The 23950-nt window shown below is 67.8% G+C and carries 21 protein-coding genes; 11 read left to right on the top strand and 10 right to left on the bottom strand.

Annotated elements, in window-relative coordinates; translation table 11 throughout:
- Window positions 1-2 precede the first annotated feature (2 nt).
- The 6 genes from petB to BU28_RS0121010 form a co-directional block, all read right to left on the bottom strand.
- Complete coding sequence (gene petB / locus BU28_RS0121035; protein WP_028721186.1) at window positions 3-1325, bottom strand: cytochrome b; 1323 nt, start codon at window positions 1323-1325, stop codon at window positions 3-5.
- Between the two features lie 10 nt (window positions 1326-1335).
- A complete protein-coding gene (petA, locus tag BU28_RS0121030; RefSeq protein ID WP_028721185.1) occupies window positions 1336-1908 on the bottom strand; it encodes a ubiquinol-cytochrome c reductase iron-sulfur subunit in 573 nt (190 codons plus the stop codon).
- 262 nt (window positions 1909-2170) lie between these two features.
- Window positions 2171-2965: a RadC family protein gene (gene radC, locus BU28_RS0121025; RefSeq protein ID WP_028721184.1), complete on the bottom strand. Its 795-nt coding sequence runs from the start codon at window positions 2963-2965 to the stop codon at window positions 2171-2173.
- A gap of 49 nt (window positions 2966-3014) precedes the next feature.
- A complete protein-coding gene (dnaJ, locus tag BU28_RS0121020; RefSeq protein WP_028721183.1) occupies window positions 3015-4172 on the bottom strand; it encodes a molecular chaperone DnaJ in 1158 nt (385 codons plus the stop codon).
- An 81-nt stretch (window positions 4173-4253) separates the two neighbouring features.
- On the bottom strand, window positions 4254-6170 hold the full coding sequence (dnaK, locus tag BU28_RS0121015) for a molecular chaperone DnaK (RefSeq protein WP_028721182.1): 1917 nt from the start codon (window positions 6168-6170) through the stop codon (window positions 4254-4256).
- A gap of 180 nt (window positions 6171-6350) precedes the next feature.
- Window positions 6351-7172: an ABC transporter permease gene (locus BU28_RS0121010; RefSeq protein WP_028721181.1), complete on the bottom strand. Its 822-nt coding sequence runs from the start codon at window positions 7170-7172 to the stop codon at window positions 6351-6353.
- A 130-nt stretch (window positions 7173-7302) separates the two neighbouring features.
- Here BU28_RS0121010 and cysQ point away from each other — a divergent pair, with 130 nt between their 5' ends.
- The 9 genes from cysQ (at window position 7303) to BU28_RS0120965 (ending at window position 17528) form a co-directional block, all read left to right on the top strand.
- Window positions 7303-8100 carry a 3'(2'),5'-bisphosphate nucleotidase CysQ gene (cysQ, locus tag BU28_RS0121005; RefSeq protein ID WP_028721180.1) on the top strand — a complete coding sequence of 266 codons (798 nt, stop codon included), beginning with the start codon at window positions 7303-7305 and terminating at the stop codon, window positions 8098-8100.
- Between the two features lie 4 nt (window positions 8101-8104).
- Window positions 8105-8905: a 3-deoxy-manno-octulosonate cytidylyltransferase gene (locus BU28_RS0121000; protein ID WP_028721179.1), complete on the top strand. Its 801-nt coding sequence runs from the start codon at window positions 8105-8107 to the stop codon at window positions 8903-8905.
- Entirely contained in the window at window positions 8898-10100 is a 1203-nt protein-coding gene (locus BU28_RS0120995; RefSeq protein WP_036763980.1) for a glycosyltransferase family 2 protein, read from the top strand. The genes BU28_RS0121000 and BU28_RS0120995 overlap by 8 nt, the downstream gene beginning before the upstream one ends.
- A 149-nt stretch (window positions 10101-10249) precedes the next feature.
- Window positions 10250-11140: a UTP--glucose-1-phosphate uridylyltransferase gene (locus tag BU28_RS0120990; RefSeq protein ID WP_028721177.1), complete on the top strand. Its 891-nt coding sequence runs from the start codon at window positions 10250-10252 to the stop codon at window positions 11138-11140.
- Window positions 11141-11142: 2 nt separating this feature from the next.
- Window positions 11143-12141, top strand: coding sequence for a UDP-glucose 4-epimerase GalE (galE, locus tag BU28_RS0120985; protein WP_028721176.1), 999 nt, complete (start codon window positions 11143-11145; stop codon window positions 12139-12141).
- Window positions 12131-13387 (top strand): glycosyltransferase family 4 protein, encoded by a 1257-nt coding sequence (locus tag BU28_RS0120980; RefSeq protein ID WP_028721175.1) that lies wholly within the window; start codon window positions 12131-12133, stop codon window positions 13385-13387. Before galE ends, BU28_RS0120980 begins: the two co-directional genes overlap by 11 nt.
- A 16-nt stretch (window positions 13388-13403) precedes the next feature.
- Window positions 13404-14429 (top strand): glycosyltransferase family 2 protein, encoded by a 1026-nt coding sequence (locus tag BU28_RS0120975; protein ID WP_081791498.1) that lies wholly within the window; start codon window positions 13404-13406, stop codon window positions 14427-14429.
- Window positions 14426-16132 (top strand): beta-1,6-N-acetylglucosaminyltransferase, encoded by a 1707-nt coding sequence (locus tag BU28_RS0120970; protein ID WP_223850348.1) that lies wholly within the window; start codon window positions 14426-14428, stop codon window positions 16130-16132. The genes BU28_RS0120975 and BU28_RS0120970 overlap by 4 nt, the downstream gene beginning before the upstream one ends.
- Window position 16133: 1 nt before the next feature.
- Window positions 16134-17528, top strand: a complete 1395-nt coding sequence (locus tag BU28_RS0120965) for a hypothetical protein (RefSeq protein ID WP_028721172.1) — start codon at window positions 16134-16136, stop codon at window positions 17526-17528.
- Window positions 17529-17531: 3 nt separating this feature from the next.
- Here the strand turns inward: BU28_RS0120965 and BU28_RS0120960 are convergent, their stop codons facing one another.
- From BU28_RS0120960 to fzlA, 3 genes are read right to left on the bottom strand one after another with little or no spacing between them, the layout of a single operon-like run.
- Window positions 17532-18473, bottom strand: a complete 942-nt coding sequence (locus BU28_RS0120960) for a DMT family transporter (RefSeq protein ID WP_028721171.1) — start codon at window positions 18471-18473, stop codon at window positions 17532-17534.
- Entirely contained in the window at window positions 18470-19513 is a 1044-nt protein-coding gene (queG, locus tag BU28_RS0120955) for a tRNA epoxyqueuosine(34) reductase QueG (RefSeq protein WP_028721170.1), read from the bottom strand. Before queG ends, BU28_RS0120960 begins: the two co-directional genes overlap by 4 nt.
- Window positions 19494-20174 (bottom strand): FtsZ-binding protein FzlA, encoded by a 681-nt coding sequence (gene fzlA / locus BU28_RS0120950; RefSeq protein WP_028721169.1) that lies wholly within the window; start codon window positions 20172-20174, stop codon window positions 19494-19496. Before fzlA ends, queG begins: the two co-directional genes overlap by 20 nt.
- Window positions 20175-20355: 181 nt before the next feature.
- On the opposite strand from fzlA, the gene choX reads away from it, so the two are divergent.
- A complete protein-coding gene (gene choX / locus BU28_RS0120945) occupies window positions 20356-21300 on the top strand; it encodes a choline ABC transporter substrate-binding protein (RefSeq protein ID WP_028721168.1) in 945 nt (314 codons plus the stop codon).
- Entirely contained in the window at window positions 21301-22797 is a 1497-nt protein-coding gene (gene betC, locus BU28_RS0120940; protein WP_028721167.1) for a choline-sulfatase, read from the top strand.
- A gap of 97 nt (window positions 22798-22894) precedes the next feature.
- On the opposite strand, the gene BU28_RS0120935 is transcribed toward betC, so the two are convergent.
- Complete coding sequence (locus BU28_RS0120935; protein ID WP_028721166.1) at window positions 22895-23947, bottom strand: glycosyltransferase 61 family protein; 1053 nt, start codon at window positions 23945-23947, stop codon at window positions 22895-22897.
- Window positions 23948-23950 lie beyond the last annotated feature (3 nt).

Below are 23950 nucleotides of genomic sequence, written 5' to 3'. Positions count from 1 at the left end.
CCTTACTCGGCCGGATGGGTGTTCGCGCCGTAATGGGCGTTGAAGTCTTCCTCGATGGTCGAGGGCATCGGCTCGGGCTTTTCGATGACGCCGAGGATCGGCAGGATCACCAGGAAATAGGCGAACCAGTAGGCCGAGCCGAACAGGGCGATATAGGGATAGATCCCCTCGGCGGGCATGGCCCCGACCCACATCAGCACGACGAAATCCACCGCCAGCAGCCAGTACCACCACTTGAACAGCGGCCGGAACCGGCCCGAGCGCACCCGCGAGGTGTCAAGCCAGGGCACCAGCGCCAGCACCAGGATGGCGCCGAACATCGCCAGCACGCCGAAGAACTTGGCGTCGATGATGCCGAAGGACAGCCAGTTGACCAGCATCACCACCCAGACATCGGCGGTGAAGGCGCGCAGGATCGCGTAGAAGGGCAGGAAATACCATTCCGGCACGATATGGGCCGGCGTGGCCAGCGGGTTCGCCTCGATATAGTTGTCGGGGTGGCCCAGATAGTTCGGCATGAAGCCGACGACGGCGAAGAAGATGACCAGGACGATGGCCAGGCCCACCAGGTCCTTGACCACGAAATAGGGCCAGAAGGGCAGCGTGTCCTTTTGCGCCTCGGCCTTCGAGCTGCGGCGCACCTCGACCCCGGTGGGGTTGTTGTTGCCGGTGGTGTGGAAGGACCAGATATGCACGATCACCAGCGCCGCGATCACGAAGGGCAGCAGATAGTGCAGCGAGAAGAAGCGGTTCAGCGTGGCGTTGTCGACCGCCGGGCCGCCCAGCAGCCAGGTCTGGATCGATTCCCCGATGCCCGGAATGGCGCCGAAGAGGCCGGTGATGACGGTCGCGCCCCAAAAGGACATCTGTCCCCAGGGCAGCACATAGCCCATGAAGGCGGTGCCCATCATGCACAGATAGATCAGCATGCCGACGATCCAGGTCACTTCGCGCGGGGCCTTGTAGGAGCCGTAGTAGAGGCCGCGGAAGATGTGGATATAGACCGCCAGGAAGAACAGCGAGGCGCCGTTCGCATGCAGATAGCGCAGCATGTAGCCGCCGTTCACGTCGCGCATGATGTGTTCGACGCTGGCGAAGGCCAGGTCCACATGGGGCGTGTAGTGCATGACCAGCACCACGCCGGTCGCGATCTGCATGACCAGGCAAAAGGCCAGCACGATGCCCCAGATCCACCACCAGTTCAGGTTCTTGGGGGTGGGGATCATGATCGTGTCGTAGATCAGGCCAAGGACCGGCAGGCGGCGGTGCAGCCAGCGCTCGGGCGCGGTCTTGGGTTCGTAATGGTCGTGGGGAATTCCGGCCATCTTGCGCTCCTCAGCCCAGCTGGATGGTGGTGTCGTTCACGAAAGCGGCGACGGGAATGTGCAGGTTCTGCGGAGCCGGGCCTTTGCGGATGCGGCCGGCAGTGTCGTAGTGCGAGCCGTGGCAGGGGCAGAACCAGCCGCCGAAATCGCCTGCACCGTCGCCGATGGGGACGCAACCCAGGTGCGTGCAGACCCCCAGCATCACCAGCCATTCGCCATTCTCGTCCAGCGTGCGGTTCTGGTCCAGGGCGGATTCGTCCGGCTTGTTGGCGTTTTCCGCGTTCTGGTCGATCAGCTCGTTCAGCTGGACCTGGCGGCCGGCCTCGATTTCTTCCGGGGTCCGGCGGCGGATGAACACGGGCTTGCCCAGCCATTTCACCGTCAGCTGGGTTCCCGTCTCGATCCCGCTGACATCGACCTGGATCGAGGAGAGCGCCTGCACGTCGGCCGAAGGGTTCATCTGGTTGACAAGGGTCCAGGCTGCGGCACCCGCTGCGATCGTGCCGGCGCCGGCCGTCGCGAAATAGAGGAAATCCCTCCGGGTGGTGCCGTGGTCGCCTACGTGGTCGTCTGCGTGGGACACGGGTTCATCTCCATTAACGCGCCCGTCTCCGGGCGATATGACGGAGTGGGCCGTGCATGCGCACTTCCCCCCCCTTGGCAGAGGTTGTAGCGATCAAAATCTTGTCAGTCCAGATTGGCCCCGGCCGCGGCCTGCAGCAAATCAGCGCAGGTGTGGGATTTTGGCTGCGCGCCGCCATGCCGCCGACCCGCACGGCAAAAGTGCAGGGCCGCCCGAAGCTTGTCCCGGAGTGCCGGCCGGGACAGGACGCAGGCCGGACGTATCACAGCAGCCCCTCGGCCCGAAAGCTCAGTTCGCGCGCCTTGCCGATGATGAGATGGTCGTGCACCGTCATCCCCATGACCTCGGCCGCGGCGACGATGCGGTTCGTCATGGTGATGTCCGCCTGCGAGGGCGTGGGATCGCCCGACGGATGGTTGTGGACCAGAATCAGGGCACTGGCCGTCAGCTCCAGCGCGCGGCGCATGATTTCGCGCGGATAGACCGGGACGTGGTCGACGGTGCCACGGGCCTGCTCCTCGTCCGCGATCAGCACGTTCTTGCGGTCAAGGTACAGCACCCGGAACTCCTCGATCTCGCGATGCGCCATGGCGGTGTGGCAGTAGTCCAGCAGCGCGTCCCAGCTGGTCAGCACCGGCCGGTGCATCACGCGCGACCGCGCCAGGCGCTGCGCCGCCGCCTCGACGATCTTGAGTTCCTGGACCACGGCGGGCCCCACCCCCGGCACCTCGGCCAGCCGGGGGGCGGGGGCCGAGAGCACCCGGTTGAAGTCCCCGAAGCGGTCGATCAGCAGCCGCGCCAAGGGTTTGACGTCCTGGCGCGGGATGGCGCGGAACAGGACAAGTTCCAGCAGTTCGTAATCGGGCATCGCGCCCGCGCCGCCCTGCATGAAACGGTCGCGCAGCCGGGCGCGGTGGTCCGAGATATAGCTGGGCAGCCGGGCGCCGCGGGCCAGGGGCGCACCCCCGGCCTGCGGCACCTCATCCGCCGCGGTTCCTGGGCCGGGGCTGGGAAAAAGTGGAAGCGGCGCTTCCTGAAATGAGCGATTCGGGTCCATGCCGCGATGCTGCCACGGCAAGGGTAAACGGGCGGTTAACGCGCGCCTGTCAGCCCTTCATCTCATCCCAGAACCCCTTGATCTTCTGAAAAAAACCTTGGGTTTCCGGACTGTTGTCGGCCTTGATCCCCTCGAACTCGCGCAGCAGCTCGCGCTGCCGGGCGGTCAGGTTCACCGGGGTTTCCACCGACAGCTCGATCAGCATGTCGCCCGATTCGCCGTTCATGCCGGGTCCGTGGCGCAGGGGCGGCATGCCCTTGCCCCGCAGCCGCAACTGGCGGCCCGACTGGGTGCCAGGCGGGATCTTGACGCGCGAGCGGCCGCCGTCGATGGTCGGCACCTCGATCTCGCCGCCCAAGGCCGCGGTGACCATGCTGACCGGCACCTGGCAGGCCAGCATCTTGCCGTCGCGCATGAAGATGGCGTGGTCCTTGACCTCGATGAAAATGTAAAGGTCGCCCGCAGGTCCGCCGCGCATGCCGGCATCGCCCTCGCCGGCCAGACGGATGCGGGTTCCGGTCTCCACCCCGGCGGGGATGTTGACCGACAGCGTGCGTTCCTTTTCGACGCGGCCGGCGCCATGGCATTCCCGGCAGGGATTCTTGACGATCTGGCCCTGGCCGTTGCAGGTCGGACAGGTGCGCTCGACGGTGAAGAAACCCTGGCTGGCGCGAACCTTGCCCATGCCGGAGCAGGTCGGGCAGGTCGCGGGCTCGACCGCGCCCTCGGCGCCGGTGCCCTCGCAGGCGGCGCAGGCGACCGAGCCGGGCACGGTGATCGCCTTTTGCGCGCCGGTGAAGGCCTCTTCCAGCGTCACCCGCAGGTTATAGCGCAGATCCTGGCCGCGGCTTGCGCGCGACCGGCTGCCGCCGCCCTGGCGGCGCCCCATCATGTCGCCGAACAGGTCCTCGAAGACATCGGCAAAGGCCGAGCCGAAATCGGGATGGGCCTGGCCGCCGCGGGTGCCGAAGCCGCCGCCGTTTTCGAAGGCCGCATGGCCGAAGCGGTCGTAGGCCGCCTTCTTCTGATCGTCCTTGAGACAATCATAGGCTTCGTTCACTTCCTTGAACGCCGCCTCGGACACCTTGCAGTCCTTGTTCCGGTCGGGGTGAAGCTGCTTTGCCTTGGCGCGGTAGGCCTTCTTGATCTCGTCGGCCGAGGCGCCCCGAGTCACACCCAGAACTTCGTAGTAGTCACGTTTCGCCATGTCGATCGCGTCCGGGGTCCTTCAAGAGAAAGCCGGCCCGCGCGGGTTGCGCAGCGGGCCGGCTGGGTTCGTCATCGGCGCTTACTTGCGCTTGTCGCCGCCGAGATCCTCGAAGTCGGCGTCCACGATCTCGTCGTCATCGCGGCCGCGCGACCGGGGCTCGTCGGCCTCGGCGCCTTCTTCACCCGGCTGGCTGGCCTTGTAGATGGCCTCGCCCAGCTTCATCGAAGCGTCCATCAGGTTCTGGATGCCGCCCTTGATCTTGCCGGCGTCCTCGGTCTTGACCGCATCCTCCAGCGCGCCGACGGCCAGTTCGATCGCCTCGACGGTCGAGCCGTCGACCTTGTCGCCGTGCTCTTCCAGCGATTTCTTGGTCGAATGGATCAGGCTTTCGGCCTGGTTCTTGGCCTCGACCAGTTCCTTGCGCTTCTTGTCGGCTTCGGCGTTGGCCTCGGCGTCCTTGACCATCTTCTCGATATCCGCGTCCGACAGACCGCCCGACGCCTGGATGGTGATGTTCTGCTGCTTGCCGGTGCCCTTGTCCTTGGCGCTGACCGAGACGATGCCGTTCGCGTCGATGTCGAAGGTCACCTCGATCTGCGGCATGCCGCGCGGCGCCGGGGGGATGTCCTCCAGATTGAACTGGCCCAGCAGCTTGTTGTCCGAGGCCATCTCGCGCTCACCCTGGAAGACCCGGATGGTCACGGCATTCTGGTTGTCCTCGGCGGTCGAGAAGATCTGCGACTTCTTGGTCGGGATCGTGGTGTTGCGGTCGATCAGCCGGGTGAAGACCCCGCCCAGCGTCTCGATGCCCAGGGACAGCGGCGTCACGTCCAGCAGCACCACGTCCTTGACGTCGCCCTGCAGCACGCCCGCCTGGATGGCGGCGCCCAGCGCCACGACCTCGTCGGGGTTCACGCCCTTGTGCGGCTCCTTGCCGAAGAAGGCGGTCACTTCCTCGACCACCTTGGGCATCCGGGTCATGCCGCCGACCAGCACGATCTCGTCGATGTCGCCCTTGGACATGCCGGCATCCTTCAGCGCGTCCTGGACGGGCTTCATGGTGCGCTTGATCAGATCGCCGACCAGGCTTTCCAGTTTGGCGCGGGTCAGCTTCATGACCAGGTGCAGCGGCGTGCCCGAGTCGCGGTCCATCGAGATGAACGGCTGGTTGATCTCGGTCTGGCTCGAGCTCGACAGCTCGATCTTGGCTTTCTCGGCGGCTTCCTTCAGCCGCTGCAGCGCCATCTTGTCCTTGGTCAGGTCGACGCCGTGTTCCTTTTTGAACTCGTCGGCCAGGTAGTTGACGATGCGCATGTCGAAGTCTTCACCGCCCAGGAACGTGTCCCCGTTGGTGGACTTCACCTCGAACAACCCGTCGTCGATCTCCAGGATGGTGATGTCGAAGGTGCCGCCGCCAAGGTCATAGACGGCGATGGTCTTGCTGTCCTTCTTGTCCAGGCCGTAGGCCAGCGCGGCCGCGGTCGGCTCGTTGATGATGCGCAGCACTTCCAGGCCCGCGATCTTGCCGGCGTCCTTGGTGGCCTGACGCTGGGCGTCGTTGAAATAGGCGGGCACCGTGATGACGGCCTGCGTCACCGGCTCGCCCAGATAGGATTCGGCGGTTTCCTTCATCTTCTGCAGGATGAAGGCCGACACCTGGCTGGGCGAATACTTCTCGCCCCGGACCTCGACCCAGGCGTCGCCATTGCCGCCATCGACGATGGCATAGGGGACGAGCTTCTTGTCCTTTTCGACTTCCGGGTCGGTGGTGCGGCGGCCGATCAGGCGCTTGACCGCGAAGATGGTGTTCGAGGGGTTGGTGACCGCCTGGCGTTTCGCGGGCTGGCCGACCAGGCGTTCGCTGTCGGTGAAGCCGACGATCGAAGGCGTCGTGCGCGCGCCTTCCGAGTTCTCGATAACCTTGGGCTGGCTGCCGTCCATGATGGCGACGCAGCTGTTGGTGGTCCCGAGGTCGATGCCGATGACTTTAGACATGCAGTAACCTTTCTTGCGGCGATATTCTGGGCCTTGGGTCCTCAAGCGGCCCCCGAAGCCCGATCCCTTGGATTTCATCGGAGGGCCAGGCCCTTCCGAACTCTGTGGGGCTATATAGGAAGGCCGCAAACGGCCTGCAAGCTGAGCCTGCGGCAGAATCTGTGGCCCTTGCGCAGGGCGTCAGCGCCCCGCGAGCGTCGAGATGGAAACCGACTTGCGGCTGACGTATTCCGCCATCAGCCCGATCATCAGCAGCGCCACGATGCAGTAAAGCGGATAGCTCAACGAGGAATTGCGCGGCGAATAATTGATGAAGGCGAAGCCCCGCGTCTGGTCGATGATGTGGAACAGCGGGTTCCAGGCAAAGGCGTGCAGCATGTAAAGCGGCAGGGTGTTGGCGACGAACATCTTGCCAGAAAAGATCATGTTCATGCGCTGGTAAAAGCTTGTCAGCACCTGCGACCCTTCGGGCCACCAGGGCCGGAAGGACAGAAAGATCAGCCCGATGCAGCAGCCCGAGAACCAGGCCATCAGCAGCATTCCGTAGCAGGCCAGCGGCTTGTCGATATGCACCGGCTGGATCAGGTAGTGATAGGCCGACAGCACCACGATGGCCGAGAAGGTCTGCCGGTAAAGCGCCGCCAGGGCCGCGCCCGCCATCATGACGGCGGTGTTCATCGGCCCGTGCTTCATCATCTGGTTCGTCGGGCTGCCCGCGCCCGCGACCGCGCCGATGGCCTGGGCATGGGCCATGAACATGAAGATGCCGCTCATGATGTAGACGATGAAGTCGCCGCGAATGGGCGAGTTCCGCACGCCCAGGATCGAGAACATCAGCCAAAAGCCCGCGATCATCGTGACCGCCTGCAGGACCGTCATCAAAAGGCCCACGACGGCGTTGCGCTGGCCCTTGCGCAGGTTGTTTGCGGTGATGTGATAGATCAGCGCCAGCGTGGTGAACGCGGCCTCGACCAGATTGCGGCTGCGACGCTGTGCGAACATGTCTTGCGGGATTCCCTGACTGGCATGAGGGCGGCGCTTGCCCTGCGCGATGGCTGGCATCATAAGGAAGCAAACCGCCCAATTCAATCGCCGCCACATGCCCGGCCGGCCGCGACGAAAAGGATAAACCATGCAATTCGATCGAATGATCGCCCAGATGCGCCGCCTTGCCCTGCAGGCGGGCGACGAAATCATGAAGATCTACGGGTCCGAGGATTTCGACGTGCGCGCGAAATCCGACGCCTCGCCGGTGACGGCGGCGGACGAGGCGGCGGACGCGCTGATCTCGGCCGGGCTGCGCGAGGCCTTTCCCGACATCCCGCTGGTGACCGAGGAACAGGCCGCCACGCACGGGCAAAGCCTGTCCACCTTCCTGATCGTCGATCCGCTGGACGGGACCAAGGAATTCGTGCAGCGCCGCGGCGATTTCACCGTCAACATCGCCTATGTGGAAAACGGCACGCCCCGGTTCGGCGTGGTCTATGCCCCGGCCAAGGGCCGGCTGTTCTATACCCTGGCCGAGGGCGGCTCGGTCGAGGAAAAGGCCCCCTTCGGCGATCAGCCGGGCGAGGTCACGCCGATCGGCGTCAACTCCATGCCCGACAACCGCGCGCTGATGGTCGTCGCCTCGAAATCGCACCGCGACGCGGCGACGGACGAATACATCGCCCGCTACGGCGTGCGCGACATGACCTCGGCCGGATCGTCGCTGAAGTTCTGCCTGGTCGCCACCGGCGAGGCCGACCTTTACCCGCGCCTGGGCCGCACGATGGAGTGGGACACGGCGGCGGGCGACGCGGTCCTGCGCGGCGCGGGCGGGCAGGTGGTGCGGTTCGACGACCACACGCCCCTGGCCTATGGCAAGGAAGGCTTTGCCAACCCCTTCTTCATCGCCTTCGCGCCGGGCGTGCTGCTGGCGCGGGACTAGGTCCATGTCCGTCGTCATCGTAATCCCCGCGCGGCACGCCTCGACACGCTATCCGGGCAAGCCGCTGGTCGAATTGCGCGGCGCGACCGGGCAGGCCCTGACCCTGATCCGCCGCAGCTGGGAGGCCGCGCGCCAGGTCCGGGACGTGGACCGGGTGATCGTCGCCACCGACGACGAGCGCATCGCCGACCATGCCGCGGGCTTCGGGGCCGAGACCGCCATGACCTCGACCCAGGCCCGCAACGGCACCGAACGCTGCGCCGAGGCGGTGGCCAGGCTTGGCCTGACGCATGAGATCGTGGTCAACCTGCAGGGCGACGCGCCGCTGACCCCCGCCTGGTTCGTCGAGGATCTGGTCGCGGGCCTGCGGGCCGATCCGGGCGCCGACGTGGCGACGCCGGTGCTGCGCTGCTCGGGCGCGATGCGCTCGGACCTGATCGCCGACCGCGTGGCGGGGCGGGTCGGCGGCACCACGGCCGTCTTCGGCCATGACGGCCGTGCGCTTTACTTCTCCAAGGAAGTCATTCCCTTCGCGGCGGATGATTTCGGCCCCTCGGACCCGACGCCGGTGTTTCACCATGTCGGCGTCTATGCCTACCGCCCGGCCGCGCTGGCCGAATACCCCGGCTGGGGCGAGGGCCGGCTCGAGGCGCTCGAGGGGCTCGAGCAGTTGCGCTTTCTGGAACGCGGCCGCCGCATCCTCTGCGTCGAGGTCGAAGCGCGCGGGCGCGAGTTCTGGGAACTGAACAACCCCTCGGACGTGCCGAAACTGGAAGCGATGATGCAGCGGATGGGCCTTGCCTGATGACGTGCCCGCGCTGCGGGCCAGCGTCGTCGTCGTCTCGCGGCACCGGCCCGAGGCGCTGGCGCGCTGCCTGGCCGCGCTGACCCTGCAGGACCACCCGCTGGAACTGGTGCTGGTCGCGGATCCCGGCGCGGTCGGGATCCGGCCCGATCTGCCCGCCAAGCGGGTGGCCTTCGACCGGCCCAACATCTCGCTGGCCCGCAACCTCGGGCTGGCCCGGGCGGCGGGCGATGTCGTGCTGTTCATCGACGACGACGCGCTGGCGGAACCGGGTTGGGTGCGCGATCTGGTCGCGCCCTTCGCCGACCCGCGCGTCATCGCCGCGACCGGCTTCACCCGCGGTCCCGACGGGCTGAACTGGCAGGCGCGGGCCGAGCGGATCGACGCCTCGGGACGCAGCTATCCGATCCCGGTCGAAGGCCCGGCCCTGCTGGCCCCCGAATGGGGCGATCCGGTCAGCACCCTGGGCACGAACTGCGCCTTTCGCCGCGATGCGCTGCTGGCAGTCGGCGGGTTCGATCCGGCTTTCGCCTATCACCTGGACGAAAGCGACGTGAACCGGCGGCTGGCCCAGGCCTTCCCGCAGGGCCTGACCGCCGTGGTGCCCGGGGCCGAGGTGATCCACGGCCTGGAGCCCGGCACCTCGCGCGCCAGCCGGGGGGTGCCGCACGACCTGCGCGCGGTGGGCCGCTCGACCGCGATCTTCGCGGCGCGCCATGGCGGCAGCGCGGACTGGCTGGCGGCCGCGCAGCGCAGGCGCCTGCTGCGGCTGATGGTGGCGGGCCGGCTGGAGCCCCGCGCCGTCGGCCGCGTGCTTGCCACCCTGCGCGCGGGCCTGGCCGAGGCGCAGGGCATGGCCCCGCCGCGGCCCGGCCCGCTTGCCCCCGATCCGCCGGCCTTCCTGCCCCTGCCTGCGCGCCCGGGCGAGGCGCTGTTTCTGGCCGGCTGGCACTGGCGCGCCCGCACATTGCGCCGCCGCGCTGCGCAGGCGGTGGCGCAGGGCCGGCGCGTCACGCTGCTGCTGCTGACGCCCAGTCTCCTGCCGCACCGGCTGATCCTGACCCCGGGCGGCTGGTGGGAACAGCGCGGCGGCCTTTGGGGACCGTCGCGCCCGGGTGATTCTGCGCTGATGTTCTGCCGCCTGCAGGGCAGGACGGAACGGGAACGGAAGATTTTTGCCGCACTGCGGCGTTAAATGGGCGGGAAGCTGCCGTCGGGCCTTGTTCTTTTCCGGCCATTGCTGGCAAAAACCGGCCATTCCCTTTGTTAAGCGATTGTTGCGCTAACGGTGGCAAAAGAGGATAAGCTTTGCCAAACTGGCGCAGACATCAGGAGACCATATTGATGAGCCGCAAAGTCACCAAGGCGATCTTCCCGGTTGCCGGCCTCGGAACCCGTTTTCTGCCTGCCACCAAAAGCGTCCCGAAAGAAATCATGACGCTGGTCGACCGCCCCCTGATCCAATATGCGATCGACGAGGCGCGCGCCGCCGGGATCGAGGAATTCATTTTCGTCACCTCGCGCGGCAAGGGCGCGCTCGAGGATTATTTCGACCATTCCCACGAACTGGAATCCAGCCTGAAAAAGGCCGGCAAGAACGACCTGCTGGATATCCTGCGGTCGACCAACATGGATTCGGGCGCCATCGCCTATGTCCGCCAGCACAAGGCCCTGGGCCTTGGCCACGCGGTCTGGTGCGCCCGCCGCCTGGTCCATGACGAACCCGTGGCCGTGATCCTGACCGACGACGTCATCATGGGCGAGCCGCCCTGCCTGCAGCAGATGATCGAGGCCTATCAGGAAACCGGCGGCACCATGGTCGCGACCATGGAGGTCCCGCTCGAAAAGACCAAGTCCTACGGCGTTCTCGACGTGGCCGAGGACATGGGCGCCATCGTGCGCGCCAAGGGCATGGTCGAAAAGCCCAAGGAAAACCCGCCCTCGAACCTGGCGGTGATCGGGCGCTACATCCTGGCCTCGACCGTCATGGAAAACCTCAACAAGCTCAAGCAGGGGGCCGGCGGCGAGATCCAGCTGACCGACGCCATCGCCGACGAGATCGAGGAGGGGCGCGACGTCTTCGGCCTGCGCTTCCGCGGCCAGCGCTTCGACTGCGGCTCGAAAGCCGGCTTCCTGCAGGCGACCGTCGCCTTCGGCCTGGCCCGGGATGAGCTCAAGGACGAATTCGCCGACTATCTGGCCGATGTCATGGCCATGCGAAAAGCCGCCGAATAACCATGACCCAGACCGTATTGGTGACGGGCGGCGCCGGCTATATCGGCTCGCACGCCTGCAAGGCATTGCGCGACGCGGGCTTCGTGCCCGTGACCTATGACAACCTGTGCACCGGCTGGCAGGAGGCGGTGAAGTTCGGCCCCTTCGAGCAGGGCGACCTGATGGACCGCGCGCGGCTGGACCAGGTCTTTGCCACCCACAAGCCCGTCGCGGTGATGCATTTCGCCGCGCTGAGCCAGGTGGGCGAGGCAATGCGCGAGCCGGGCAAGTACTGGCGCGGCAATGTCAGCGCCTCGCTGAACCTCATCGAGGCGACGCTGGCCGCCGGGGTCGGGAACTTCGTCTTTTCCTCGACCTGCGCGACCTATGGCGACCATGATGGGGTGGTGCTGGACGAAAACACTGTCCAGACGCCGCTGAACGCCTATGGCGCCTCCAAGCGCGCGATCGAGGACATGCTGAAGGATTTCGGCGCCTCGGACGGGCTGCGTTCGGTGATCTTCCGCTATTTCAACGTGGCGGGCGCGGACCCCGATGGCGAGGTGGGCGAATTCCACCAGCCCGAAACCCACCTGATCCCGCTGATCCTGGACGCCGTCGACGGCAAGCGCGCGGCGCTGACCATCCACGGCACCGACTATCCGACGCCGGACGGGACCTGCATCCGCGACTATGTCCATGTCATGGACCTGGTCGATGCGCATGTGCTGGGCCTGCGCCACCTGCTGGCCGGCAAGGTCGCGGACGGCGGTCACGAGGTGTTCTGCCTGGGCACCGGCAACGGCTTCTCGGTGCGCGAGGTCGTGGCCGAGGCGCGTCATGTCACCAACCGGCCCGTGCCCATGCAGGACGGGCCGCGGCGCGGTGGCGATGCGGTCAAGCTGGTCTCGGGCAGCGAAAAGGCCGTCTCGGTCCTGGGGTGGAACCCGGCGCGTTCGACCATGCAGCAGATGGTGGCCGATGCCTGGCGCTGGCACCAGAACGGCGGTTATGCCCGCTGATCCGGCGATCCTGCTGGACATCTCGCGGCTCTTGTCCCGGCTGGGGCGCGGCACCGCCACCGGGATCGACCGGGTCGAGGCCGAATGGCTGGCCCATCTGCAAACCCGCGACCACCTGCTGCTGTGCCGCGTGCCGCGCGGCCAGCTGCTGCTGCCGCCCCCCGCCGGGGCGGCGCTGCTGCGCTGGCTGGCGGGCGATCTGGCCGACCTGCCGCGCCCCGGCCCGTGGCACCGCCTGCTGGGCCGTGACACGCTGCGGCTGCGGGCGGTCCGGGGGCTGCGGCGCATGGCGCTGCGCCGTTATGGCCGCGCGCCCCGGGGGCTCGGCGCCGATGTCGCGCGCCGGCTGGGCGCGGATGCGGCCTATCTGAACCTTGGCCATGCCAACTGGGACCGGCGGGTGATGGCCGCCCTGTCGCCGCTGCCGCGCGTGGTCATGGTCCACGACGCCATCCCGCTGGATCATCCCGAATATACCCGCCAGGGCCAGAGCGCGCTGTTTCGCGACCGCTTCGCCGCGGTGCTGGCCGGCGCCGACCTGGTGCTGACCGTATCGCAGGCCAGCGCCCAGTCGGTGCGGGACTGGCAGGGCAGGTTGCGCCAGCGCCGTGCCCTGCCGGTGGTCGCCGCCCCCATCGGCACGCGCCTGGCCGCGCCCGATCCGGCGGGGCTGCCGCCCGGCCTGGACCTGTCGCGGCCCTTCTTCGTCACCCTGGGCACGATCGAGCCGCGCAAGAACCACGCCCTGCTGCTGGACGCCTGGCAGGAACTCTCCCGCCGGCTGGACCCGCCGCGCCTGCCGCAGCTGTTCATCGTCGGCAGCCGCGGCTGGGAAAACGCGGAAACCTTCGCCCGGCTCGACGCGCTGCCGCCGGGCGGGCCGGTGCGGGAACTGAACGGGCTGGACGACGGCGCGGTGGCGGAACTCCTGGGCCGCAGCCACGGCCTCTTGATGCCCAGCCGCGCCGAAGGCTTCGGCCTGCCCCTGACCGAGGCGGCGGCGCGGGGCATTCCCGTCATCTCCGCACCACTTCCGGTTGCACGCGAGCTGCTGGGCGGTTACGCCCGGTACCTGCCACCCGACGATGCCCGCGCCTGGGCCGGGGCCGTGGCGCTGCTGGCGGCGGCTTTGCCCCTGCGCCTGCCGCCCCATCCGGTGCCGCAATGGGACGGCCACTTTGCCCAGGTCGCGGCCGCGATCAGGGAACGATTGCCTGCCGGGGCGGCAGGCGCTATGCCGCGATAGGATGTGAACAAGACCCGTGCCGCGCTTTTTCAGGATCTTTCGCAAGAAACTCAGGCTGCGCGCCCGCAGGCAATATCTGCTGGCGCGGGCGATCCGACGTGGCCGCGCGCTGAAGCCGGTGCAGGACCGCACCCGCCGCATCCGCCCGGGCGACATCCTGCTGTTCATGGTGCTGCGCAACGAAAAGATCCGGCTGCCGTTCTTCCTGGACTATTACCGGCGCATGGGGGTGCAGCACTTCCTGGTCGTGGACAACGGCTCGGACGACGGCGGACGCGAATACCTGACCGAGCAGATGGACGTGTCGGTCTGGCTGACCCATGCCAGCTACAAGGAATCGCGCTTTGGCATGGACTGGATGAACTGGCTGCTGCGCCGCCATGGCGCCGGGCACTGGTGCGTGACGGTCGATCCCGACGAGTTCCTGATCTATCCCCACCACGATTCCCGGCCGCTGAAGGCGCTGACGGACTGGCTCGACGCGTCGGCGGTGCGGTCCTTCTCGGCCATGCTGCTGGACATGTATCCCAAGGGCCCGCTGAACGCCCAGCCCTACCGCGAGGGGGGCGACCCGTTCCAGATCGCCAACTGGTTCGATCCGGCGAACTACACGATCCGCAAGAACGGCGAATACTGGAACCTGTGGATCCAGGGCGGGCCGCGCGGCCGGGTGTTCTTTCCCGACAATCCCGAAAAGGGCCCGGCTCTGAACAAGATCCCGCTGGTGCGCTGGGAACGGCCCTATGTCTATGTCAGTTCGACGCACATGCTGCTGCCGCGCTCGCTCAATGTGGTCTATGACGAGGACGGGGGCGAAAAGGCCTCGGGCTGCCTGCTGCACGCCAAGTTCCTGTCCACCTTCGTCGAGAAATCGGCCGAGGAGCTGTCGCGCCGCCAGCATTACGCCGACAGCCAGGAATACATGGCCTATCACTCGGGCCTGCAGGACGATCCCGATTTCTGGTGCGAGGAATCGCGCAGGCTCGAGGACTGGCGCCAGCTCGAGGATCTGGGCCTGATCTCCAAGGGGAACTGGGCATGACGGGCGCGGCGGACAGGACGGGTGCGCCGGGGCCGGTGCAGCTGGGCGTGGTGATGCTGTGCCACAACGAGATGCCGACGGCCACGCGGATGGCCCGCGTCTGGGCCGAAGGCGGCGCCCGTGTCGTGATCCATGTCGATGCCGATGTCTCGCGCGATGCCTTCGCGACGCTGATGACGGACCTGGCCGGCCAGGACCGGATCGTCGTGTCGCCGCGCTACAGCTGCGAATGGGGCATGTTCAGCCTGGTCCGCGCGACGCAGGATGCGGCGGAACTGCTGCTGGAGCGCTTCCCCGAGGTGACGCATGTGCTGACCGTCTCGGGCTCGTGCCTGCCGCTGCGGCCGGTGGCGGATCTGGTGGCCTTCCTGTCGCGCTATCCGCGGCGCGACTTCATCGAAAGCGTCACGGCCGAGGACGTGGGCTGGACCGTCGGCGGGCTGAACGAGGAACGCTTCACCCTGCGCTTTCCCTTTGCCTATCGCCGCCACCGCCGGCTGTTCGACCGCTATGTCGATTTCCAGCGCCGCTGGAAGATCCGCCGCAAGATCCCCGAGGGGCTGGTCCCGCACCTGGGGTCGCAATGGTGGTGCCTGACCCGCCAGACGCTGCTGGCGATCCTGCAGGACCCCCGGCGGCCGGAATACGACCAGTATTTCAACCGCGTCTGGATCCCCGACGAAAGCTATTTCCAGACCCTGGCGCGGCTGCATTCCAACCGCATCGAAAGCCGGTCGCTGACGCTCTCCAAGTTCGACGATCAGGGCAAGCCCTATATCTTCTACAACGACCATTGCCAGATGCTCGAGGAATCGCGCTGCTTCGTCGCCCGCAAGATCTGGCCCAACGCGACCACGCTTTACGCCCATTTCCCCCGCCCGGCGCAGGGCGCGCCCTCGGCCGCCGAGCCGCAGCCCGAGCGCATCGACCGCGTGATCGGCCAGGCCGTCGCGCGTCGCCGCCTGGGGCGCCCCGGGCTTTACATGCAAAGCCGCTATCCGCTGAAGGACCGCGAGAACGGCAAGACCTCGGCCGCCTATGCGGTGATGCAGGGCTTTACCGACATCTTTCCCGATTTCCCCGACTGGCTGGGCCAGCGCCTGGATGCCGATGTCCACGGCCATGTCATGGCCCAGCACGGGGTCGAATACGCCGGTCAGCGCCGGATCGGGCCGGGGGGGCTCTCGGACAGCGCGCAGCTGCGCGACATGGACCCGCGCGGCTTCATCGCCAACCTGATCCGGGTGTCGCCGCGGATGCAGGTCATCCAGTACAGCCCGCGCGACCAGCAGAACCTGAACTGGCTGATGGCGACCGACCCGAACGCCCGGATCTTCGTCATCACCGGCGCCTGGGCAGTGCCGCTGCTGCATTCGGGCATGCCCTTCGACGACATCCGCCGGGTCGCGGCCATCCTGCAGCGCACCGAACTGGCGCAGATCGACGTGCTGAACTCGGTCTGGCTCAAGGCGCGCACCCGGATCTGGAACCTGGGCGATTTCTGCGCCCGCCCCGCCGGTGCGCTGCAATCGGTGCTGCGCGATCTGGGCGGCGATCCCGAATCCGCCGCCAACCTGCCGGCGATGCGCGAACTGGCGGGCATGGGGCGGTTCCTGCAACGGCTGCGCAACGCGGGGCTGCGGCCCCAGCTCATGGGGGATTTCCCCGTGACCGACACCCTTCCGACCAAGGATCCCGCCTGACATGACCCAGACCTTCCAGCGCTTCGTGATCTTTGCGGAAATGCGCACCGGCTCGAACCTGCTCGAGGCGACGCTGAACGCCGTCAAGCGCGTCACCTGCTTTGGCGAGGCGTTCAACCCCTACATGATGGGCTGGCCCGACAAGGACGAACTGAAGGGCATCACCCGCGCCGAGCGCGAGGCCGACCCGATGCGCCTGCTGCGGGCGCTGTGGGACAAGCCCAACCACCTGTCGGGCTTTCGCTATTTCCACGACCACGATCCCCGCGTCCTCGACGCGATCCTGGACGACCGCGCCTGCGCCAAGATCGTGCTGACCCGCAACCCGGTCGACAGCTACGTCTCGACCGCGCTCGCCCGCCAGACCAACCAGTGGAAGCTGAACGAGACCGAGACCCCGATTCCCGCCTCGGTCCCCTTCGACGGGGCCGAGTTCCGCCAGGTCCTGGCCGAGGTCGAGGAGTTCCAGCTGAAGATCCAGCACCGCCTGCAGGTCACCGGCCAGACCGCCTTCTGGCTGGGGTACGAGGATCTGCGCGACGCGGACGTGATGACGGGCCTGCTGCACTGGCTGGGCCGCACCGAACTGGAGCGGGTCGAGCCGGCCAACGATCAGGTGCCGCAAAACCCGCGCGAACTGTCCGAAAAGGTCCAGAACTTCGACCAGATGCAGGCGGAACTGGCCCGGCTCGACCCCTTCGCGCTGCGCAAGATCCCGAACTTCGAGCCGCGCAAGGGCCCGAACGTGCCCAGCTTCCTGGCGGCCGAGGCGGGGCGGGGGCTGGTCTTCATGCCGATCAAGGGCGGCCCCTCGGGCCCGGTCGAGACCTGGCTTAGGGCGATGGGCGCGGTCGCGGGGGACCTGAACCAGAACGGCCTGCGCCAGTGGAAGCGCGACCACCCCGGCCACCGCAGCTTCACCGTGCTGCGCCACCCGCTGCGCCGCGCCTGGACCGCCTTCGCCTCGCTCATCCACGGCAAGAACGCCGAACTGCGCGAGCTGATGCGCCGCATCCACCGCGTGCCGCTGCCGCCCGAGGAGGCGCTGGCGGACCTGCCGGAAGGCCGGCAGGCCGAGCTGTTCGAGGCGTTCCTGGATTTCCTGCGCCGCAACCTGAACGCCCAGACCACCTTGCCGACCTATCCCGGCTGGGCCAGCCAGTCCGAGGTCCTGGCCGGGTTTTCCCGCTTCGGCGCGCCCGACATGGTGCTGCGCGAAAGCGATCTGGCGCGCGACCTGTCCTGGCTTGCGGCCAGCGCCGGGATCAAGGCCCCGGCCGATCTGCCCGTGCCCGAGCCGATGCCCGCCTTTCTGAACGACCAGAAACTGCGCGGCGCGGCCAAGCGGGCCTATCTGCGCGACTATGTGGCCTTCGGCTTTTCGGGCCAGCCCTGATCCCTAGCCCTGCGGCGTCATCGCCTTGCGCTGGCGGTTGCGCTCCAGCCCCAGCTGGCGTTCGCGCCAGATGATCAGGATGCCCGCCAGGATGACCAGGGCGGCGCCGGCCAGCATGGCGCCGGTCGGGGCCTCGGCAAAGACGAACCAGCCGATCAGCAGCGCCAGCACCATCGACACATAGTCGAAGGGCGCGATCAGCGAGGCATCGGCATAGCGATAGGCCGAGGTCAGCAGGATCTGCGCCACGCCCCCCAGCAGCCCGATCGCGACCAGCATGGCCAGGGTGCCCGCGTCGGGCATGACCCAGCCGAACGGCAGCGTCAGCAGGCCCAGCAGCGTCGAGGTGACCGAAAACCAGAACACGATGGCCGAGGTGCGCTCCTCTTGCGCCAGCTTGCGCACAAAGATCATGGCCATGGCGGTGCAGGCCGCCCCGGTCAGCGTGACGACCGCGCCCAGGCTGTGGCGCGGGTCGCCCGTGACGCCGGCGCCCAGCCGGGGCGACAAGACGATCACCACCCCCAGCAGGCCCAGCGCCACCATCGACAAGCGGAACAGGCGCACCGGCTCGCCCAGAAACATCGCGGCCAGGATCACCGTCAGCAGCGGCGCGGCATAGCCGATGGCCGTGACCTCGGGCAGGGGCAGCAGCGCCAAGGCCCAGAAGCTCATGCACATGGCGGCGCTGCCGACCAGCCCGCGATAGAAATGCCCCATCGGCCGGTGCGTGCGCAGGCCGACGCCCAGTTCCCCGCGCATCGCAAGCCAGACCAGGATGACCGGGATGGCAAAGAAGGAGCGGAAGAACATCTGCTGCCCCGGCGGAATCGGCAGCGCGCCCCCGGCAGTGGCCTTGACCAGGGACGACATCACCGTGAACACGACGACGCTGAGGCTTTTCAGCAGGATGCCGCGCAGCGGGCTTGATTGGGTCGGGATCATGGCAACCGTTCGCAGGCCCAGCCGGCCGCGTCGGCGACCGCGGGATCGGGATCATCGCGCAAGGCTTCGGCCAAGGGCCGCAGATGTGCAAGCCCCGAATTGCCGATGGCGTAAAGCACGTTTCGAACCATGCGGTCGCGCCCGATCCGCTTGATCGGACTGCCCGAAAAACGCGCTCGGAACGCCGCATCGTCCAGCTGCGCCAGCTCGGCCAGCGCCGGCGCGCCATGCGGGCCGTGATAGCGCATCTCGCTGGCCTCTTGCGCGAACTTGTTCCAGGGACAGGCGGCCAGGCAGTCGTCGCAGCCATAGATGCGGTTGCCCAAGCCCGGGCGCAGTTCGGGATCGACCGGGCCGCGATGCTCGATCGTCAGATAGGACACGCAGCGCCGCGCATCCAGCTGATAGGGCGCGGGAAAGGCGCCGGTCGGGCAGGCGTCCAGGCAGGCGCGGCAGGACCCGCACCGCTCGGCCTCGGGCGCGTCGCGGGGCAGTTCCAGCGTGGTGAAGATCGCGCCCAGGAAGAACCAGCTGCCTAAGGTCCGCGACAGAAGGTTGGTGTGCTTGCCCTGCCAGCCCAGCCCCGCCGCCTGCGCCAGCGGCTTCTCCATCACCGGGGCGGTGTCCACGAACACCTTGATCTCACACCCGGTCAGGTTGACCAGCCAGCCGCCCAGCCGCTTCAGCCGCTTCTTGACCAGGTCGTGATAATCGCGGCCTTGGGCATAGACGCTGACCGCGCCGCGATCACGCTGGTCCAGCACCGCCAGCGGGTCGTGGCCCGGGGTGTAAAGCTCGGCCAGCATGATGACCGACCGCGCCTCGGGCCACAGCGCGGACGGATCGGCACGCCAATGCGCGCGATCCGCCATCCAGTCCATCTGGCCGTGGCGGCCCTGCTCCAGGAACGCCGCCAGCCGTTCGGGCAGCTGCGGGTTGGCGTCGGGGGCGCAGATGCCCAGGGCCGAAAACCCCTCGGCCCGGGCCTGCTCGGTCAGCCGCGAACGGATCTCGACCGGGTCAGAAATCCAGCAGCGCATAATGCGGCGCCGGGTGCACCCCCGGCAGGTGGTCGGCCAGCAGGCTGCGGAAGGCCGGGCGCGACTTGATCTTGGCATACCATTCCTGCACCTCGGTCGAATGGGTCCAGTCCACGTCCGAGATGTAGTCGAGACAGGAAATATGCGCCGCCGCCGTGAAATCGGCCAGCGTCATCACGTCGCCCGCCAGCCAGCGCCGGTGCTCCAGCAGCGATTTCATGTAGTCCATGTGATAGCGGATCGCCGAGAGGCCGGCCTTGACGGTGCGGCTGTCGGGGTATCCGGCGCGCATGACCTTCTTCCAGACCCGCTCGTTCATCACCGGGCGGGTGCATTCGGCGTTGAACTTGTCGTCGAACCAGGAACACAGCCGCCGCACCTCGTAGCGGTCGATGGCGGCATGGGGCATCAGCGCGGGGGTCGGGACGCTTTCGTCCAGGTATTCGCAGATCGCCTGGCTTTCGGCCAGCAGCCGGCCATCCATGCGCAAGACCGGCAGCTTGCCCGCCGGGTTGCGGCGCCAGATTTCCGAGCCCGGCTCCCAGTAGCGGTCCTCGACCAGCTCGACCTCGATCCGCTTCTCGGCCAGCACCAGCCGCACCTTGCGGCAGAACGGCGACAGCGCAATGTGGTAAAGGCGAATCGTGGACTGACTGTTCATCTGGGGAAAACCGGCTTTGTCGCGAACCATCCCGTCTGATACGCCTCGGGGGCCCGGGTTTCAACCGGGATGGGTGGCGCGCGCGCCCGCCCGCCGGAAACCGCTTGCGTGCCGCTGCGGGCTGTGGGCTGATGTCCGCCAGTGCCGGGCGCCAAGGCCCGCCCAACAGCAGAGGAACGCCATGACCCGAAGCGCAAGGATCACCGCCGCCGCCGCTCTCCTGACCGCCGCCGCCGCCCTGCCCGCCCTGGCCCAGGACCCGGCGCACTGCGCAACCGTCCGCCTGTCCGACCCGGGCTGGACCGACATCACCGCCACGAACGGCGTCGCCACCGCCGTGCTGACCGGCCTCGGCTACAAGCCCAACGTTGCCACCCTGTCCGTCCCCGTCGGCTACGAGGCGCTGAAAAAGGGCGACACCGACGTCTTCCTGGGCAACTGGATGCCGGCCCAGCAGAAGTTCCGCGACGACCTCGACGCCTCGGGCGTGACCGAGGTGCTGGTCCAGAACCTCGAGGGCGCCAAGTTCACCCTGGCCGTGACCGACGCCGCCAAGGACCTGAACGTCAAGGACTTCGCCGATCTCGACGCGCACAAGGACGCCTTCCAGGGCAAGATCTACGGCATCGAGCCCGGCGCCCCCGCCAACCAGTCCATCGCCAAGATGATCGCCGAGGACAAGTTCGGCCTGGGCGACTGGGAACTGGTCGAATCGGGCGAACAGGCGATGCTGGCGCAGGTTGCGCGCAACGACGGCGCGGGCACCCCTTCGGTCTTTCTGGCCTGGGCGCCGCATCCGATGAACGTGAACCTCAAGATCACCTACCTGTCGGGCGGCGACGAGGAGTTCGGCCCGAACTTCGGCGGCGCCACCGTCCACACCGTCGCCCGCAAGGAATGGGTCGCGGCCTGCCCGAATGTCGCCAAGCTCTTCCGGCAGATGGTCTTTACCGTGGACCAGGAAAACCAGCTGATGGGCAAGATCCTGGACGAGGGCGCGGATGCGACCGATGCTGCGAAGGACTGGATCAAGGCCAATCCCGATGCGGCGAAAGCATGGCTTGACGGCGTCACCACTCTGGATGGAAAACCCGGCGCGGATGCAGTCCTCGCCTCGGTGGAATAAGTGAAACGACCCAATATCCTGATCGTCATGGCGGACCAGCTGTCGGGGGTCCTGTTCCCCGACGGCCCCGCCGATTTCCTGCATGTTCCGCACCTGCGGGCGCTGGCCGAACGCGCGACGCGCTATGCGAACTGCTATACCGGCAGCCCGCTTTGCGCACCGGGCCGGGCCAGCTTCATGTCGGGCCAGCTGCCCCGCCGCACCCGGGTCTATGACAACGCGGCCGAGTTCTGCTCGGACATCCCGACCTATGCCCACCACCTGCGCCGGGCGGGCTATCACACCTGCCTGTCGGGCAAGATGCATTTCGTCGGCCCCGACCAGCTGCACGGGTTCGAGGAGCGGCTGACCACCGACATCTATCCCGCCGATTTCGGCTGGACCCCCGACTATCGCAAGCCGGGCGAGCGGATCGACTGGTGGTATCACAACCTCGGCTCGGTCACCGGCGCCGGCGTGGCCGAGATCACCAACCAGTACGAATACGACGACGAGGTGGCCTACAACGCCACCCGCAAGCTCTACGACCTGTCGCGCGGCAATGACGACCGGCCCTGGTGCCTGACGGTCAGCTTTACCCATCCGCACGACCCCTTCGTCGCCCGGCGCAAGTATTGGGACCTGTACGACGGCATCCCGGAACTCGAACCGCCCGCAGGCATGGACTACCAGGACATGGACCCCCATTCGCAGCGCCTGATGGACGCCTGCGACTGGCGCGGCCTGACCGTCACGCCCGACCACATCCGCCGCGCGCGCCAGGGCTATTTTGCCAACATCAGCTATATCGACGACAAGCTGGGCGAGCTGATGGACGTGCTCACGCGCACCCGGCAAGAGGCCATCGTCCTCTTCCTGTCCGACCATGGCGAGATGCTGGGCCAGCGCGGCCTGTGGTTCAAGATGAACTTCTTCGAACCCTCGGCCCGCGTGCCCCTGATGATCGCCGCCCCCGGCATGGCGCCCGGCCGCATCGACACGCCCGTCTCGACCATCGACGTGCTGCCGACGCTCTGCGACCTCGCCGGCATCTCGATGGACGAGGTGATGCCCTGGACCGACGGCCGTTCGCTGGCCCGCGGCGCGGCCGACCGCGGCCCGGTGGCGATGGAATATGCGGCCGAGGGCAGCATCGCGCCGCTGGTCTGCCTGCGCGACGGCGACTGGAAATACATCGCCTGCAAGGCCGACCCCGAAATGCTCTTCAACCTGGCCGAGGATCCCGCCGAACAGGTGAACCGCGCCGCCGACCCCGCCTGCGCCCCGGCGCTGGACCGCCTGCGGGCGATGGCGGCCGACCGCTGGGATCTCGACGCCTATGACGCCGAGGTGCGCGAAAGCCAGGCCCGCCGCTGGGTGGTCTACGAGGCGCTGCGCAACGGCGCCTATTTCCCCTGGGACCACCAGCCGCTGATGCAGGCCTCCGAACGCTACATGCGCAACCACATGGACCTGAACGTGCTCGAGGATTCCAAACGCTTCCCGCGCGGGGAATAGGGCCGGACGAAGCGCGCGGGTCGCCCGGCAGGGCAACATGGCAGGGTTTCCTTGTTGCCCAAATACCCACCCGACCCCGCGCCGTCCTCGGAACGCTTCAGTCGAACAGGTCCAGCGTCCGCGCCAGATCGCTCCAGTCCAGGGTAAAGACCGTGTCGTTGCCCTCGGCCACCAGCAGGCCGTAACGCTGGCCCAGCCGGTCGGACAGCTGCTTCAGCGTGGCGGCCACCCGGTCGGGCGGCTGGATCGGCACGATGGCGGCGTCCGGGGGCGCGACGTTGATGCCGTGGACCAGATGGCTGCCCTCGACGCCGACGATGGCGCGGGCGTTCCCGCAGGCCTCGATCAGGTCGTCCGCCGTGACCTTCAGCGGGTCGATGACCAGAAAGCCGCGCTCGCGCTCCAGCCGCTCGGCCAACTCCGCCTCGTTGCGCAGCAGCCGCAGGTCGCCGCCGCGCCCGCGCAGCAGGAACACGCCCGGCACCGGCGCGGGGCTGCGCCCGGCCAGCAGCCGGTCGCGCAGTTCGCGCTGGCGGCGCCATTTGTCGGCGTTGTTCGACAGATCGCCGAACAGCACCAGCTCGTCGAAATGCACGTCGCCCGCGATGCGGTCCGGGGTCACGCCCAGCAACGCCTCGTAGCGCGCGGCATGGCTGTTCGGCGCGGGGGCGGGGGCCGTGGTCATCGCCATGCCAGTCGCCTGCGCCAGGGGCCAGGTCACCAGCCCGTCCATCAGCCAGCTTCCGAACCAGCGGTTCGTGGTCCAGGTCTCGTAAAGCGCCGCGCTGACCGTTTCCCGGGGCTGGAACGCCAGCCCCAGCCGGTTCCGGCGGCTGCGCAGATGCAGCTCGGCTCCGGGCCGGTACAGCACCCCGTCCACCAGGTCGACGTCGCGAAAGCGCCAGCCCATGGTCGGCCCTTCCCAGGCCTCGCCGTCGCGGGTCAGCGCCTCGATGGTCTCGGGCAGGGTGGCGAAGACGCTGGCCCGGATGCGGCCGACCTGGCCCGGCAGGCTGACCGAGGGGCGGAACACCAGCGTCGAGGCCGACGCCTCCTCCCAGGTCTCGACGGCGCCGTCGGTGAAATGCGGCTCGGGGCGACGGGCAAGCTTGCGCAGGCGCGCGCTATAGGGGCGCAGGGGGTTGGGCATGGC

The organism is Paracoccus yeei ATCC BAA-599 (assembly GCF_000622145.1).
Taxonomy (GTDB): Bacteria; Pseudomonadota; Alphaproteobacteria; order Rhodobacterales; family Rhodobacteraceae; genus Paracoccus; species Paracoccus yeei.
This window is presented reverse-complemented; position numbering and strand designations above follow the sequence as displayed.